Here is a 15532-nt window from a genome sequence, read left to right as displayed (position 1 = left end):
TGGTTTACTACCCGACACTTGGCCTAGACTGACTCCCTCAGTTCTTCCCGCGTCCCGCTTTCAAGGCCTTTTTGCATGTCCGATCCTCGTTACCAGGTCGACGTCAGCGTCGCCACCCGCTTCCTCGCTGAACAGTCACAACCCGAGCACGACCGCTTCGCCTTCGCCTACACCATCACAGTGCGCAACAATGGCTCGCTGCCCGCCAGGCTGCTGTCACGGCATTGGATCATCACCAACGGCGACGGCCATGTAGAAGAAGTGCGCGGTGAAGGCGTGGTTGGCCAGCAACCGTTGATCGATGCCGGCAAGAGCCACAGCTATAGCAGCGGAACAGTGATGACCACCAAGGTCGGCACCATGGAGGGCACCTATCAAATGCTCGCCGAAGACGGTAAGCGCTTCGATGCGATCATCAAGCCCTTTCGACTGGCGGTGCCCGGAGCGCTGCACTGATGGCCACGTATGCGGTTGGTGACCTGCAGGGCTGCCTGGACCCGCTCAAATGCCTGCTGGAGCAGGTAGCGTTCGACCCACGCAAAGACACGCTGTGGCTAGTCGGCGACCTGGTCAACCGTGGCCCGCAGTCGCTGGAAACCCTTCGTTTCCTCTATGGTATCCGCGACTCTTTGGTATGCGTGCTCGGCAATCACGATCTGCACCTGTTAGCCGCCTGGCAAAACATCGAGCGCCTGAAAAAATCCGACACCTTGAGCGAGATTCTCGACGCCCCCGATTGCGTCGAGCTGCTTGAATGGTTGCGCCAGCAAAAACTCATGCATTACGACGAGGCGCGCAACCTCGCGCTGGTCCATGCCGGCATCCCACCCCAATGGTCGCTGCGCAGAGCGCTCAAGTGCGCTGGCGAAGTGGAACAGGCGTTGCGCGACGACAACCTGTTCGGCCCCTACCTGGACGGCATGTACGGCAACGAACCCGTCAAATGGGACAACGACCTCACCGGCACGGCCCGTCTTCGCGTCATCACCAATTATTTCACGCGCATGCGCTTCTGCACCCGCGACGGCAAGCTCGATCTCAAGGGCAAGGAAGGCATCGAGACCGCCCCGCCCGGCTACGCGCCGTGGTTCAAGCACAAGGAGCGCAAAACCCGCGACCTGAAGATCATTTTCGGGCACTGGGCGGCACTCGAAGGCCAAACTGACGAAGCCGGGGTTATTGCCCTCGATACCGGCTGCGTCTGGGGCAGCGCGATGACACTGATGAACGTCGACACCGGCGAGTTGCTGCGCTGCGATTGCGACGAGAAGGGCCACGCCAGACCCAATACATCGACCATTGCATCATTGCCGGCCGGCACCGACGCTTGACCGGCGTTGCGCCCAAGGCCACAGGAGTACCTCATGACCGAATTCAAACGCATCTCCCCCGAGCAGGCCCAGGCCCTGCGTGAACAAGGCGCGGTGCTCGTCGATGTGCGCGACCCGGCCACTTACGCAACTTCACATATCAGTGGCTCCAAGCATTTGGATAACCATTCCCTTCACGCTTTCATCCAGGGCGCTGATCTCGATGCGCCTACCATCGTAGTCTGCTATCACGGCAACTCCAGCCAAAGCGCAGCGGCTTACCTGGTCAGCCAGGGTTTCAGTGACGTGTACAGCATGGACGGTGGCTTTGAGCTGTGGCGCACGGTTTATCCTGATGAAACAGAGCAAGGCACCCACGAATAATTTTTTATGACACCCAAGCCCACGAGAACCGCGGGCTTGGGCCATGGCGGACGAACGGTCTGCCACAACTAATTACGTATTCAACCTTTACCTCTCGGATTCCGAACTATCCTTAGCCTCAGGCCATCCAAAACAGGGGAGAGCCGGTACACCGGCGCGCGGATCATCGGGAGTCAGCTTTCAGGAGCCGCATTCTTGAAAGCATTCTGGGGGGTAAAACGGCAACTGGGGTCCCAGCGGCTGTCCAGCATCGACTGATTGATCCGACACCGGCTCCACGTATCGAGCGAGGTGACGTCATGAGTATTTTTAGCCACTTCCAGCAACGTTTCGAGTCCACGCGGCAGGAGGAGTACTCGCTGCAGGAATACCTCGAACTCTGCAAGCAAGACCGCAGTGCCTACGCATCGGCTGCGGAGCGTCTGTTGCTGGCAATCGGAGAACCGGAACTGCTGGACACCTCGACCAACTCGAGGCTCTCGCGGATTTTTTCCAACAAAGTGATCCGGCGCTACCCGGCCTTTGCAGACTTCCACGGGATGGAAGAATGCATCGAACAGATCGTGTCCTATTTCCGCCATGCCGCCCAAGGCCTGGAGGAGAAGAAGCAGATTCTCTATCTGCTCGGCCCCGTCGGTGGCGGTAAATCGTCCCTGGCCGAAAAACTCAAGCAACTGATCGAAAAAGTGCCCTTCTACGCCATCAAGGGCTCTCCTGTCTTCGAATCGCCCCTGGGGCTTTTCAACGCCACCGAGGACGGCGCGATCCTCGAAGAGGACTTCGGCATTCCCCGTCGCTACCTCAACACCATCATGTCGCCATGGGCCACCAAGCGCCTGGCGGAGTTCGGCGGCGACATCAGCCAGTTCCGCGTGGTCAAGCTCTATCCTTCGATCCTCAACCAGATCGCGGTGGCCAAGACCGAACCAGGTGACGAAAACAACCAGGACATCTCGGCCCTCGTGGGCAAGGTCGATATCCGCAAGCTAGAGGAATTCCCACAGAACGACGCCGATGCCTATAGCTATTCGGGCGCGCTGTGCCGGGCCAACCAGGGCCTGATGGAGTTCGTCGAGATGTTCAAGGCGCCGATCAAGGTGCTTCACCCATTGCTGACCGCCACCCAGGAGGGTAACTACAACAGCACCGAGGGGCTGGGGGCGATACCATTCAGCGGCATTCTGCTCGCTCACTCCAACGAATCGGAATGGCATACCTTCCGCAACAACAAAAACAACGAAGCCTTCATCGACCGGATCTACATCGTCAAGGTGCCTTACTGCCTGCGCGTCTCCGATGAGGTGAAGATCTACGACAAGCTGCTGTTCAACAGCTCGCTGTCCAAGGCCCATTGCGCGCCCGACACGCTGAAGATGCTCGCCCAGTTCACTGTGTTGTCGCGCCTGAAGGAGCCGGAGAACTCCAACATCTATTCGAAGATGCGGGTGTACGACGGCGAAAACCTCAAGGACACCGATCCGAAGGCCAAGTCGATCCAGGAATACCGGGACAACGCGGGCGTGGACGAAGGGATGAACGGACTGTCCACCCGTTTTGCGTTCAAGATCCTGTCCAAGGTGTTCAACTTCGACCCCCACGAAATCGCCGCCAACCCTGTCCATCTGCTGTACGTTCTCGAGCAACAGATCGAGCAGGAGCAGTTCCAGGCGGAGACCCGGGAGCGCTACTTGCGTTTCCTCAAGGAGTACCTGGCGCCACGGTACATTGAGTTCATCGGCAAGGAGATCCAGACGGCCTACCTGGAGTCTTACAGCGAGTACGGCCAGAACATTTTCGACCGTTACGTGCTGTATGCGGATTTCTGGATCCAGGACCAGGAATATCGCGATCCGGAAACGGGCGAGATTCTCAATCGCGTAGCGCTCAACGAAGAGTTGGAAAAGATCGAGAAACCCGCGGGCATCAGCAATCCGAAGGACTTCCGCAACGAAATCGTCAATTTTGTCCTACGCGCCCGGGCCAACAACAACGGCAAGAACCCTACCTGGCTCAGCTACGAGAAGCTTCGGGTGGTCATCGAGAAGAAAATGTTCTCCAACACCGAAGACCTGTTGCCCGTCATCAGCTTCAATGCCAAGGCCAGCAAAGAGGACCAGCAAAAACACAACGACTTCGTTACACGCATGGTCGAACGTGGCTATACCGACAAACAGGTACGGCTGCTGTCCGAGTGGTACCTGCGGGTCCGTAAATCACAATAGCCAGCAACAAGCCGCAAGCGACAAGCTGCAAGAGGAAAGCGCGTGAACCCTGGAGCCGGGTTACTGCTTCCACTTGCAGCTTGCAGCTCACCACTTGAAGCTGCCCGGAGGGCACCCATGAGCTATGTGATCGACCGACGCCTGAATGGCAAGAACAAGAGCACGGTAAATCGCCAGCGTTTCTTGCGGCGCTACCGCGACCACATCAAGAAGGCCGTCGAGGAGGCGGTCAGTCGTCGTTCCATTACGGATATGGAACATGGCGAGCAGATCAGCATCCCTGGCCGGGATATTGACGAGCCGGTGCTTCACCATGGCCGGGGCGGCAAGCAGACCGTCGTACACCCCGGAAACAAGGAATTCACCAGCGGCGAGCATATCCCTCGTCCACCCGGTGGAGGCGGCGGCAAGGGCCCGGGCAAGGCTGGCAATTCCGGCGAGGGCATGGATGAATTCGTCTTCCAGATCACCCAAGAAGAGTTCCTTGAATTCATGTTCGAGGACCTGGAACTGCCAAACCTGGTCAAACGCAACCTGACCGGCACCGATACTTTCAAGACCGTGCGCGCCGGTATCAGCAATGAGGGTAATCCGGCGCGGATCAATATCATCCGCACCCTGCGCTCAGCCCACGCACGTCGCATCGCGCTTTCGGGCAGCAGCCGGGCAAAACTGCGCGAGGCCAAGGAGGAGCTTGCCCGCCTCAAGCAGGAGGAGCCGGACAATTTCGGCGACATCCAGGCCTTGGAAGCGGAAATCGAGCGTCTTAGCGCGCGCATCCATCGCGTGCCGTTCCTCGATACCTTCGACCTCAAGTACAACCTGTTGGTGAAGCAACCGAATCCTAGCTCCAAGGCGGTCATGTTCTGCCTGATGGACGTGTCCGGCTCGATGACGCAGGCCACCAAAGACATCGCCAAGCGGTTCTTCATCCTCTTGTACCTGTTCCTCAAGAGGAATTATGACAAGATCGATGTGGTATTCATCCGGCACCACACCAGCGCCAGGGAAGTCGACGAAGAAGAGTTTTTCTATTCAAGGGAAACCGGCGGCACCATTGTTTCCAGCGCCCTGAAGCTGATGCAGGAAATCATGGCCGAACGCTACCCCGCCAACGAATGGAACATCTATGCGGCCCAAGCGTCCGACGGTGACAACTGGAACGACGACTCGCCGATTTGTCGCGACATCCTGATCAACCAGATCATGCCGTTCGTCCAGTACTACACGTACGTCGAGATTACGCCGCGCGAACATCAAGCGCTGTGGTATGAATACGAACGCATTGCCGAAGCGTTTTCCGATACTTTTGCCCAGCAGCAACTGGTCTCGGCCGGGGATATCTACCCGGTCTTCCGTGAACTCTTCCAGCGCAGGTTAGTGACATGACCGCCAAAAAAGAGCAGAAACGCCAGCCTATTTCCACCGGCTCCGAATGGACGTTCGAGCTGATACAAGCGTACGACCGTGAGATCAGCCGTATCGCGGATCGCTATGCCCTGGACACCTATCCCAACCAGATCGAAGTGATCACCGCCGAGCAAATGATGGATGCCTACGCATCCGTCGGTATGCCGTTGGGTTATCACCATTGGTCGTATGGCAAGCATTTTCTCAGTACCGAGAAATCCTACAGCCGGGGCCAGATGGGCCTGGCCTATGAGATCGTGATCAACTCCGACCCATGCATCGCCTATCTGATGGAGGAGAACACCATCTGCATGCAGGCGCTGGTGGTGGCTCATGCCTGTTATGGCCATAACAGCTTTTTCAAGGGCAACTATCTGTTCCGCACATGGACCGATGCCAGCTCGATCATCGACTACCTGGTCTTCGCCAAGCAGTACATCATGCAGTGCGAAGAGCGCCATGGCATCGACGCGGTGGAGGACTTGCTGGACTCTTGCCATGCCCTGATGAACTACGGCGTGGACCGCTACAAGCGACCCTATCCGATCTCCGCCGAAGAGGAACGGCGACGCCAGAAGGATCGAGAGGAACATCTGCAGAAACAGATCAATGACCTATGGCGGACCATTCCCAAAGGCGCCGACAAGTACAACGAGAAGGACAACGCACGCTTTCCGGCCGAGCCCCAGGAAAACATTCTCTACTTCATCGAAAAACATGCGCCCCTGCTGGAGCCCTGGCAACGGGAAATCGTGCGTATCGTGCGCAAGATCGCCCAGTATTTCTATCCGCAGCGCCAGACCCAGGTCATGAACGAAGGGTGGGCGACGTTCTGGCACTACACCTTGATGAACGACCTGTACGACGAGGGCCTGGTCACGGACGGCTTCATGATGGAGTTCCTGACCTCCCATACCAGCGTGGTGTTTCAGCCCGGCTTCGACAGTCCGTATTACAGCGGCATCAATCCCTATGCTCTGGGTTTCGCCATGTATCGGGACATCCGGCGCATGTGCGAAAACCCTACGGAGGAAGATCGCCGCTGGTTCCCGGAAATCGCCGGCTCGGACTGGCTGTCGACGATCAAATTCGCGATGAGCAGCTTCAAGGATGAAAGTTTTATCCTGCAATACCTGTCGCCCAAGGTAATACGCGACCTCAAGCTGTTCAGCATCCTTGACGACGATCAAAAAGATGACCTGCTGGTGCCCGCCATCCATGACGAAGGTGGTTACCGCGTCATCCGGGAAACCCTGGCGGCGCAATACAATCTGGGCAACCGCGAGCCCAACGTGCAGATCTACAGCATCGACCGCCGCGGTGATCGCTCATTGACTCTGCGTCATCAGCAGCACAACCGCAAACCGCTGGGCGAATCAACGGATGAGGTACTCAAGCACCTGCATCGTCTATGGGGGTTCGACATCCATCTGGAAACCCTGCAGGGCGATCAAGTGATGAAAACCCATCATGTGCCGCCACGCACCGAACAAGCCGAAGGAGATTATGGGCGCCTGGATCTGGCCGTCATTCATCTTTGATCACGCTTTCGCCTCCGAACGTCCGACATAAAGGTTTATCCTGTCGGCCCAACGGAGGTTTTTTATGCAGATCTACAAAGTCGGCGGCGCTGTACGCGATCGCCTGCTAGGCATCCCCGTCACCGACGTTGACCGGGTCGTGGTGGGCGCCACTGCCGAGGAGATGCTCGCCAAGGGTTTTCGCCCCGTAGGGGCTGATTTTCCGGTATTTCTTGATCCAAAAACTGGCGAGGAATACGCCCTGGCCCGCACCGAGCGCAAGAACGGCCGAGGTTATGGTGGTTTCGTGTTCCATGCCAGCCCCGAGGTCACGCTCGAAGAAGACCTGGTCCGCAGAGACTTGACGATCAACGCGATGGCCGAGGACGACCACGGCAATCTCACCGATCCCTACCACGGGCAGCGCGATCTGGAAGCACGCTTGCTCCGTCACGTTTCCCCCGCATTCGCCGAAGATCCCCTTAGAGTCTTGCGCGTTGCACGTTTTGCGGCACGCTATGCCCCCCTGGGTTTCAAGGTGGCCGACGAGACGCTCGAGCTGATGCGCCAGCTCAGCGAATCCGGCGAACTGGAGGCATTGACGGCTGAACGCAGCTGGAAGGAAATTTCCAGAGCGCTGATGGAGAGCCAGCCCCAGGTATTTATCCAGGTACTGCGCGACTGCGACGCCCTAAAAATCCTCATGCCCGAAGTGGATGCGCTGTTTGGCGTTCCACAACCCGAAGTCCATCATCCGGAAATCGACACCGGCGCTCACACGCTGAGCGTGCTGGAACAGTCGGCACGGCACAAGCAACCGCTGACCGTGCGCTGGGCTTGCCTGCTGCATGACCTGGGCAAAGGCCTGACACCCGAGCATGAATGGCCGAGACACATCGCCCATGAGCACAAGGGGCTGAAGCTGATCAAAGCGGTCAACGAACGCTTCAAGGCGCCACGCGACTGTCAGGAATTGGCACTGCTGGTTGGCCAATATCACACGCATGGACACCGCGCGCTTGAATTAAAGGCGTCTACGCTGCTGGAACTGTTGCAAAGCTTTGATGTGTACCGCCGTCCCCAGCGCTTCGAGGAGTTCATCATGGCCTGCGAAATGGATGCACGGGGGCGCAAGGGGCTTGAGGAACGGAATTATCCACAGGCTGATTATCTGCGGGGAGCCGCGGCAGCGGCTCGCGCAGTGGCGGTGCAGCCGCTGTTGGAAAAGGGCTTCAAGGGACAGGAACTGGGTGAGGCAATCAAGCGTGAGCGCCTCAGGGCATTGAAGGCCTACAAGGAAGCAGCAGCGAATTAAAGGCGGTCGTGCCAGTTTCCGCGTGTTCGCCGGGGGTTCCGCCGCCTCAGAGCAGATCCGGTGGCGTAAGCTGCTGCCCTCGCCATTGGAAAGCCACCGGGGCCAATACCTGGTCGATCTGCGCCTCTTCCCACAACGTGGCAAAGCTTTTGCCCACGCCAGGGTGGATTCGATCCGGCGCGATCAAAGACAAAGGCCACAGGACAAAGGCATTCTTGAGAATTTCGGCACGCGGTAGGATCAAGCCGTCGAAGTTGCCTACCTGCTCGCCATACAACAACACGTCGATGTCCAGCGGCAGGCCCTTGCGGTCCGGTGCATAACGACCGTTGTCGGCCTCGATGAACTTGAGGCGACGGTCCAACTCAATCAGCGACAGGTCAGTGAAGGCCGACAAGACGAAATTGAAAAAAGGCCCACTCTTGATACCCACCGGCTGGCTCTCGAACACGGCCGAACAGCGCATGTCCACCAGGAAACCGGCCAGTGCTTCAAGCCCCGCGCATAGATGGGTTTCGCGCTCGATATTGCTACCAAGCCCGAGGAAAACCTGTGTCAGCGACATCCGCGCTCGATCTCCACGCCCACACCGCTGGCAGCCGGTACGGCGCCAGGCTTGGTCACTTTCAGGCGCAGCCAGGTGATTTCGAACTCATCCATGAGCACCTGGGCCAGTCGTTCGGCAAAGGTCTCGACCAACTGGAACTGCGCCTGCTCGGCGAACGCCTGGATGCGTGACGATACGCTGGCGTAATCGAGCGCCAGGGTCAGGTCGTCGCCCGCAGCGGCCGGACGGTTGTCCCAGGCAAAACTCAGGTCAAGGCGCAGGCACTGTCGGATGCCTCGTTCCCAGTCGTAGGCACCGATTACCGTGTCGACTTCAAGGCCTTCGATAAAAACTCTGTCCAAGCACTCTTCTCCGCAGCACGACAAGGGCGCATTGCGCCGTTAGAATCAGGGCGTCCCCGCCCGGAATGGTTAGCATGTTTTGGTTACTGGCGATCCTCGCCTACCTGCTCGGCTCACTGTCCTTCGCCATTTTGCTCAGCCGCCTGACCGGTCGTCCGGATCCGCGAATGAGTGGCTCGGGTAATGCCGGCGCCACCAACATGCTACGCCTGGCCGGACGAAAACTCGCCATCCTGACCCTGCTCGGTGACCTCTGCAAAGGCCTCTTCCCGGTACTGATCGCCAGCCTTGCAGGACTGTCGTTACAGCAACAGGCCTGGATCGGCGTCTGTGCCGTCATCGGCCATCTGTTCCCATTGTACTTTCGCTTTCGTGGCGGCAAGGGCGTCGCCACTGCCGCTGGAATGCTGCTGGGCCTGTATCCGCCGGCCGCCCTGCTTGCCGTCTGCACCTGGCTACTGACTTTCTACCTGACCCGCACCAGCTCGCTAGCCGCGCTGATCGCCACACCGCTCACCCTGCCATTACTGGCTTGGCAGGAGCCGGCGGCCCTGCTGCCGATGACAGCGCTCGTCGCGCTGATCGTCTGGCGTCACCGGGGCAATCTACGCGACCTGTTCGCCGGGCGCGAACGGCATTTCTAAACATCGCTTCACAGCGGCGACAACTGCTCCATTGGCCAACGGGCCTGCACGCTGATCGCCAGGCTCTCCTGCTGGCCCGCTTGCAGGCGCTGGCAGCCGGCAAAGGCAATCATCGCGCCGTTATCCGTGCAGAACTGTGGTCGAGCGTAGTAAACGTCGCCCTTCATGTCGCCGAGCATTTTTTCCAGGGATATCCGCAAGGCCTTGTTCGCGCTCACGCCGCCGGCGATAACCAGACGCTTGAGCCCGGCCTGCTTCAACGCGCGCTTGCACTTGATGGTCAAAGTCTCTACCACGGCCTGCTGGAACGCCAGGGAGATGTCGCAACGGGCTTGCTCACTGTCGTCCCCGGCGCTGACACATTGCTGCCAGGTGTTCAGCGCGAAGGTTTTCAAGCCGCTGAAGCTGAAATCCAGACCCGGTCGATCGCACATCGGACGCGGAAAGACGAAACGTCCTTCAACACCCTGGGTTGCCAGCCGTGCGATTTCCGGCCCGCCCGGATAGTTGAGCCCCATCATCTTCGCGGTTTTGTCGAAAGCTTCCCCGGCGGCATCATCGAGCGATTCACCCATGAGCTCGTATTGACCGATCCCATCCACGCGGACCAGCTGGGTATGCCCACCCGACACCAACAAAGCGACGAACGGGAATTGCGGCGGCTGCGGCTCCAGCATCGGCGCCAGCAGATGGCCTTCCATGTGATGCACGCCCAGCGCCGGGATGCCCCAGGCAAAGGCCAGCGCCTGGGCGCAGGAAGCGCCGACCAGCAGCGCGCCCACCAGGCCCGGCCCGGCCGTATAGGCAATGGCATCGATCTCGGTCGGCACACAGTCGGCTTCGGCCAGGACCTGGCGGATCAAGGGCAGCATGCGCTTGACGTGGTCGCGGGACGCAAGCTCGGGCACCACGCCGCCGTAGGCGCGATGCAGGTCGATTTGACTGAACAAAGCGTCAGCCAGCAGGCCGCGCTCACTGTCGTAGAGGGCAACGCCGGTTTCGTCGCAGGATGTTTCTAATCCCAGTACTAGCATGGGTTTGCGCCTTGTAGAGGCTGAATTCGAAGGCGCGCATAATAGTCGCCGCGTTGTGCCCCGACCAGCGGTTTTCGATCAGAGGCTTTGCATTCCGAGCGATGAGGGGTTAACATCCGCAACCCTTAAAAACCGACGTCTTCAAGTGCTCTTTTGCCGCGAGGATGTTGACCCCGGTAATGAATGAAGGTAGCTCTGGATGCCAGCCGTCAAAGTAAAAGAGAACGAACCCTTCGACGTAGCTCTGCGTCGTTTCAAGCGCTCCTGCGAAAAAGCCGGTGTTCTGGCTGAAGTTCGTAGCCGCGAATTCTACGAGAAGCCGACTTCCGAGCGTAAGCGCAAAGCAGCAGCCGCTGTTAAGCGTCACGCCAAGAAAGTTCAGCGCGAACAGCGCCGCGCCGTACGTCTGTACTAATACACAGACGCCCGTCGCAAGCTTCTTGCCAAGCCCGGCCTTCAAGCCGGGCTTATGGCATTTGCGGAACAACGCTTGATGCTTCACCGTCAAAGTCGCAGACGCGACCTAGACAACCCGCTTCACCGCGTCAGACCTGGCTCTTTTGCCAGCGGTGCACGTCTCTTCTGACGAGCCTTCCAAGGCTACTGACGAGCACACCCTGATTCCTCTAACGACGATCAGCCCAAGGCACCTGCCTGCGTGCCCGCTTCATGAGCTATCCGTGGCCAGATCGGCCGTTACCGGATTCAGCGCAACACATTCATACAGTCGAGTACTGATAGTAATTAACGTCAGTGGACAATCGGCAGATACACTTCCGACAGCAATGAAGCAAACGATCCGGTCGAGCCACCTTTTTGCCGTGCCTCGAAACCTGGAATCGATCATGCCTGCTGGTTTCGGATCCCTATTTCGCGCAGTGATGATGAGAACGCCATGGCCGGGCTAATTCCCCAGAGCTTTATTGACGACCTCCTGAACCGCACCGACATCGTCGACGTGGTCAGCTCTCGCCTGCAAATGAAGAAAGCAGGCAAGAACTACACCGCCTGCTGCCCGTTTCACAAAGAGAAAACCCCGTCCTTCAGCGTCAGCCCCGACAAGCAGTTCTATTACTGCTTTGGCTGCGGCGCGGGCGGCAATGCCCTCGGCTTCATCATGGACCACGACAACCTGGACTTCCCCCAGGCAGTCGAAGAACTGGCCAAAGCCGCAGGCATGGAAATTCCACGGGAAGAGAGCGGCCGGCAGCACAAGCCACGCCAACCCACCGATTCGCCGCTTTATCCGCTGCTGACGGCGGCAGCGGATTTTTATCGCCAGGCGCTTAAAAGCCACCCCGCGCGCAAGGCGGCGGTGGACTACCTCAAGGGTCGCGGATTGACTGGCGAGATTGCCCGGGATTTCGGCCTCGGCTTCGCCCCGCCCGGCTGGGACAATCTGTACAAACACCTGAGCAGCGACACGCTCCAGCAGCGCGCCATGATCGACGCAGGCCTGCTCATCGAGAACGCCGAGACAGGCAAGCGCTACGATCGCTTCCGTGACCGAGTGATGTTTCCGATCCGCGATACACGGGGGCGCATCATCGCCTTCGGCGGCCGGGTTCTGGGCGATGACAAGCCCAAGTACCTGAACTCTCCGGAGACCCCGGTTTTCCATAAAGGCCAAGAACTCTACGGCCTTTACGAGGCACGCAAGAACAACCGCAACCTCGACGAGATCATTGTCGTGGAAGGCTACATGGACGTTATCGCCCTGGCCCAGCAAGGCTTGCGCAACGCCGTTGCGACCCTGGGAACGGCCACCAGCGAAGAACACATGAAACGCCTGTTTCGCGTGGTGCCCAGCGTGCTGTTCTGCTTCGATGGCGACCAGGCGGGACGCAACGCCGCCTGGCGCGCATTGGAAGCGACATTGCCATGCCTGCAGGACGGGCGACGTGCACGTTTCCTGTTCCTGCCCGAAGGCGAGGACCCGGATACCCTGGTGCGCTCCGAAGGCACCGACGCATTTCGTGCGCGGATCAACCAGCACGCCCAACCGCTGGCCGATTATTTTTTCCAGCAACTGACCGAAGAAGCCGATCCACGCTCCCTTGAAGGCAAGGCCCACATGGCCACTCTCGCGGCACCGCTGATCGACAAGGTGCCCGGTGCCAACCTGCGCACACTCATGCGCCAACGGCTCAGCGAAATCACCGGCCTGAACAACGAAGCGATGAATCAATTGGTGCACAGCGCTCCGCAGGAAGCACCGCCAGCGTATGACCCAGGCATCGATTACGACGCGATGCCGGATTTCGCCGACTATCATCAACCTCAGCAGGATTACGCGCCTCAGCAGGAATGGACGTCGAAAAAAACCGCCGGTGGCGGCAAGAAATGGGACAAGAAACCCTGGGACAAGAACGGCAAGCGGGGCGATCGCGACCAGCCACGTGTCCCGCGCGTGCCGGCCGCCGTCGAACCACCAACACTGGCCGCCCTGCGCACCTTGCTGCATCACCCGCAACTGGCTGAGAAGGTCGAGGACGCAGGACATTTTGCCGCCGAGGACCACAGCAATACACAATTGCTGGTCGCACTCCTTGAAGCCGTGCAGAAGAACCCCAAGCTAAACTCATTCCAGTTGATCGCTCGGTGGCATGGCACCGAGCAGGGGCGCCTCTTGAAGGCGCTGGCCGAGAAGGAATGGCTGATAGAGGGAGACAACCTTGAACAACAGTTTTTCGACACCATTACTAGCTTGTCCGCCCGCCAACGCGAGCGAAACCTGGAACAACTTCTGCGCAAAGCTCGCCAGAGCGAGTTGACCAGCGAAGAGAAAAACCAATTGCGGGATTTACTCAGCCGCAATGTTTGCGCATCAAACCCGACCTCAACTGGCGCGTGAGGTCACAGCTCAGGTATAATCCTCGGCTTGTTTTTTGCCCGCCAAGACCTTCAGTGGATAGGGTGTTATGTCCGGAAAAGCGCAACAGCAGTCTCGTATCAAAGAGTTGATCCTATTGGGTCGTGAGCAGGGCTACCTGACTTACGCGGAGGTCAACGACCACCTGCCGGAGGATATTTCAGATCCGGAACAGGTGGAAGACATCATCCGCATGATCAATGACATGGGGATCAACGTATTCGAGGTTGCTCCAGATAAGGATGCCCTTATGCTGGCCGACGCCGATACCGACGAGGCGGCCGCTGAAGAAGCGGCCGCAGCGTTGGCGGCGGTCGAGACCGACATTGGTCGCACCACCGACCCCGTGCGCATGTATATGCGTGAAATGGGTACGGTAGAGCTCCTCACGCGTGAAGGCGAAATCGAAATCGCCAAGCGTATTGAAGAAGGCATCCGTGAAGTGATGGGCGCGATCGCGCACTTCCCTGGCACGGTCGACCATATTCTCTCCGAGTACACCCGCGTTACCACCGAAGGTGGCCGCCTGTCCGACGTCCTGAGCGGCTACATCGACCCGGACGACGGCATCGCGCCGCCTGCCGCTGAAGTGCCGCCGCCGATCGACGCGAAAGCCGCCAAGGCTGACGACGATACCGATGACGAAGACGCCGAAGCGAGCGACGACGAAGAAGAGGCCGAAAGCGGTCCCGATCCGGTCATCGCTGCCCAGCGCTTCGGTGCCGTGGCCGACCAGATGGAGATCACCCGCAAGGCCCTGAAAAAGCATGGTCGCAACAACAAGCAGGCAATCGCCGAGCTGTTGGCGCTGGCCGAGCTGTTCATGCCGATCAAGCTTGTACCCAAGCAGTTCGAAGGCTTGGTAGAGCGTGTTCGCAGTGCCTTGGATCGCCTGCGTCAGCAAGAGCGCGCGATCATGCAATTGTGCGTTCGTGATGCGCGCATGCCCCGTGCAGACTTCCTGCGCCAGTTCCCTGGTCACGAAGTCGACGAAAGCTGGACCGATGCACTGGCCAAGGGCAAGAGCAAATACGCCGAAGCCATTGCCCGCCTGCAACCGGACATCATTCGTTGCCAGCAGAAGCTAAGCGCGCTGGAGACCGAGACCGGCCTGAGCATCGCTGAAATCAAGGACATCAACCGTCGCATGTCGATCGGCGAAGCCAAGGCCCGCCGCGCGAAGAAAGAGATGGTCGAAGCGAACTTGCGTCTGGTGATCTCCATCGCCAAGAAGTACACCAACCGTGGCCTGCAATTCCTCGACCTGATCCAGGAAGGCAACATCGGCCTGATGAAAGCGGTGGACAAGTTCGAATACCGTCGCGGCTACAAGTTCTCGACTTATGCTACCTGGTGGATCCGTCAGGCGATCACTCGCTCGATCGCCGACCAGGCCCGCACCATCCGTATTCCGGTGCACATGATCGAGACGATCAACAAGCTCAACCGTATTTCCCGGCAGATGTTGCAGGAGATGGGTCGCGAACCGACCCCGGAAGAGCTGGGCGAACGCATGGAAATGCCTGAGGACAAGATCCGCAAGGTACTGAAGATCGCCAAAGAGCCGATCTCCATGGAAACCCCGATCGGCGATGATGAAGACTCCCATCTGGGTGACTTCATCGAAGACTCCACCATGCAGTCGCCGATCGATGTCGCCACCGTTGAGAGCCTCAAGGAAGCGACTCGCGAAGTACTTTCCGGCCTCACGGCCCGTGAAGCCAAGGTTCTGCGCATGCGTTTCGGCATCGACATGAATACCGACCACACCCTCGAGGAAGTCGGTAAGCAGTTCGATGTGACCCGTGAGCGGATTCGTCAGATCGAAGCCAAGGCGTTGCGCAAACTGCGCCACCCGACGCGAAGCGAGCATCTACGCTCTTTCCTCGACGAGTGACCTTCAAAACCCCCG

The 15532-nt window shown here is 58.9% G+C and carries 14 protein-coding genes; 11 read left to right on the top strand and 3 right to left on the bottom strand.

The features are described 5' to 3' along the window. Positions 1-75: 75 nt before the first annotated feature. The 7 genes from apaG to DOCECA_RS24895 all read left to right on the top strand — a co-directional run bounded on the left by apaG (position 76) and on the right by DOCECA_RS24895 (position 8161). Positions 76-456, top strand: coding sequence for a Co2+/Mg2+ efflux protein ApaG (gene apaG, locus DOCECA_RS24925; protein WP_420764875.1), 381 nt, complete (start codon positions 76-78; stop codon positions 454-456). After that, positions 456-1331: a symmetrical bis(5'-nucleosyl)-tetraphosphatase gene (locus tag DOCECA_RS24920; RefSeq protein WP_445571238.1), complete on the top strand. Its 876-nt coding sequence runs from the start codon at positions 456-458 to the stop codon at positions 1329-1331. Before apaG ends, DOCECA_RS24920 begins: the two co-directional genes overlap by 1 nt. Positions 1332-1364: 33 nt before the next feature. Further along, positions 1365-1694 (top strand): thiosulfate sulfurtransferase GlpE, encoded by a 330-nt coding sequence (gene glpE, locus DOCECA_RS24915; RefSeq protein WP_420764877.1) that lies wholly within the window; start codon positions 1365-1367, stop codon positions 1692-1694. A 299-nt stretch (positions 1695-1993) separates the two neighbouring features. Next, complete coding sequence (locus DOCECA_RS24910; protein ID WP_420764878.1) at positions 1994-3916, top strand: PrkA family serine protein kinase; 1923 nt, start codon at positions 1994-1996, stop codon at positions 3914-3916. Positions 3917-4033: 117 nt separating this feature from the next. Then, a complete protein-coding gene (locus tag DOCECA_RS24905; protein WP_420764879.1) occupies positions 4034-5305 on the top strand; it encodes a YeaH/YhbH family protein in 1272 nt (423 codons plus the stop codon). Then, positions 5302-6867 carry a SpoVR family protein gene (locus DOCECA_RS24900; RefSeq protein WP_434561990.1) on the top strand — a complete coding sequence of 522 codons (1566 nt, stop codon included), beginning with the start codon at positions 5302-5304 and terminating at the stop codon, positions 6865-6867. The genes DOCECA_RS24905 and DOCECA_RS24900 overlap by 4 nt, the downstream gene beginning before the upstream one ends. A gap of 64 nt (positions 6868-6931) precedes the next feature. Further along, the gene (locus DOCECA_RS24895; protein WP_434561988.1) at positions 6932-8161 is read left to right on the top strand and encodes a multifunctional CCA addition/repair protein; all 1230 of its coding nucleotides are present in this window, start codon (positions 6932-6934) and stop codon (positions 8159-8161) included. A gap of 46 nt (positions 8162-8207) precedes the next feature. Here DOCECA_RS24895 and folK read toward each other — a convergent pair whose 3' ends face one another. Continuing rightward, positions 8208-8726, bottom strand: coding sequence for a 2-amino-4-hydroxy-6-hydroxymethyldihydropteridine diphosphokinase (gene folK / locus DOCECA_RS24890; protein ID WP_420764882.1), 519 nt, complete (start codon positions 8724-8726; stop codon positions 8208-8210). Beyond that, positions 8717-9070, bottom strand: coding sequence for a dihydroneopterin aldolase (folB, locus tag DOCECA_RS24885; protein WP_420764883.1), 354 nt, complete (start codon positions 9068-9070; stop codon positions 8717-8719). The genes folK and folB overlap by 10 nt, the downstream gene beginning before the upstream one ends. 74 nt (positions 9071-9144) lie before the next feature. Between folB and plsY the strand changes: the two genes are divergently transcribed. Then, positions 9145-9714 (top strand): glycerol-3-phosphate 1-O-acyltransferase PlsY, encoded by a 570-nt coding sequence (plsY, locus tag DOCECA_RS24880; RefSeq protein WP_420764884.1) that lies wholly within the window; start codon positions 9145-9147, stop codon positions 9712-9714. A gap of 8 nt (positions 9715-9722) precedes the next feature. On the opposite strand, the gene tsaD is transcribed toward plsY, so the two are convergent. Continuing rightward, positions 9723-10748 carry a tRNA (adenosine(37)-N6)-threonylcarbamoyltransferase complex transferase subunit TsaD gene (gene tsaD, locus DOCECA_RS24875; protein WP_434609198.1) on the bottom strand — a complete coding sequence of 342 codons (1026 nt, stop codon included), beginning with the start codon at positions 10746-10748 and terminating at the stop codon, positions 9723-9725. A 199-nt stretch (positions 10749-10947) separates the two neighbouring features. Between tsaD and rpsU the strand changes: the two genes are divergently transcribed. From rpsU to rpoD, 3 genes are all read left to right on the top strand, one after another. Beyond that, positions 10948-11163, top strand: a complete 216-nt coding sequence (gene rpsU, locus DOCECA_RS24870) for a 30S ribosomal protein S21 (RefSeq protein WP_002551877.1) — start codon at positions 10948-10950, stop codon at positions 11161-11163. A 480-nt stretch (positions 11164-11643) separates the two neighbouring features. Continuing rightward, entirely contained in the window at positions 11644-13602 is a 1959-nt protein-coding gene (gene dnaG, locus DOCECA_RS24865; RefSeq protein ID WP_420764886.1) for a DNA primase, read from the top strand. Positions 13603-13669: 67 nt separating this feature from the next. Further along, on the top strand, positions 13670-15517 hold the full coding sequence (rpoD, locus tag DOCECA_RS24860; protein WP_420764887.1) for an RNA polymerase sigma factor RpoD: 1848 nt from the start codon (positions 13670-13672) through the stop codon (positions 15515-15517). Positions 15518-15532 lie beyond the last annotated feature (15 nt).

Source organism: Pseudomonas sp. E102, assembly GCF_052660185.1.
The sequence above is the reverse complement of the archived record's forward strand: the minus strand, read 5'-3'. Positions and strand labels throughout refer to the sequence as shown.

What these genes read in the sequence shown, in the direction of transcription:
- apaG (WP_420764875.1), top strand. Translation starts at nt 76, where the DNA reads ATGTCCGATCCTCGTTACCAGGTCGACGTCAGCGTCGCCACCCGCTTC.
- DOCECA_RS24920 (WP_445571238.1), top strand. Translation starts at nt 456, where the DNA reads ATGGCCACGTATGCGGTTGGTGACCTGCAGGGCTGCCTGGACCCGCTC.
- glpE (WP_420764877.1), top strand. Translation starts at nt 1,365, where the DNA reads ATGACCGAATTCAAACGCATCTCCCCCGAGCAGGCCCAGGCCCTGCGT.
- DOCECA_RS24910 (WP_420764878.1), top strand. Translation starts at nt 1,994, where the DNA reads ATGAGTATTTTTAGCCACTTCCAGCAACGTTTCGAGTCCACGCGGCAG.
- DOCECA_RS24905 (WP_420764879.1), top strand. Translation starts at nt 4,034, where the DNA reads ATGAGCTATGTGATCGACCGACGCCTGAATGGCAAGAACAAGAGCACG.
- DOCECA_RS24900 (WP_434561990.1), top strand. Translation starts at nt 5,302, where the DNA reads ATGACCGCCAAAAAAGAGCAGAAACGCCAGCCTATTTCCACCGGCTCC.
- DOCECA_RS24895 (WP_434561988.1), top strand. Translation starts at nt 6,932, where the DNA reads ATGCAGATCTACAAAGTCGGCGGCGCTGTACGCGATCGCCTGCTAGGC.
- folK (WP_420764882.1), bottom strand. Translation starts at nt 8,726, where the DNA reads ATGTCGCTGACACAGGTTTTCCTCGGGCTTGGTAGCAATATCGAGCGC.
- plsY (WP_420764884.1), top strand. Translation starts at nt 9,145, where the DNA reads ATGTTTTGGTTACTGGCGATCCTCGCCTACCTGCTCGGCTCACTGTCC.
- tsaD (WP_434609198.1), bottom strand. Translation starts at nt 10,748, where the DNA reads ATGCTAGTACTGGGATTAGAAACATCCTGCGACGAAACCGGCGTTGCC.
- rpsU (WP_002551877.1), top strand. Translation starts at nt 10,948, where the DNA reads ATGCCAGCCGTCAAAGTAAAAGAGAACGAACCCTTCGACGTAGCTCTG.
- dnaG (WP_420764886.1), top strand. Translation starts at nt 11,644, where the DNA reads ATGGCCGGGCTAATTCCCCAGAGCTTTATTGACGACCTCCTGAACCGC.
- rpoD (WP_420764887.1), top strand. Translation starts at nt 13,670, where the DNA reads ATGTCCGGAAAAGCGCAACAGCAGTCTCGTATCAAAGAGTTGATCCTA.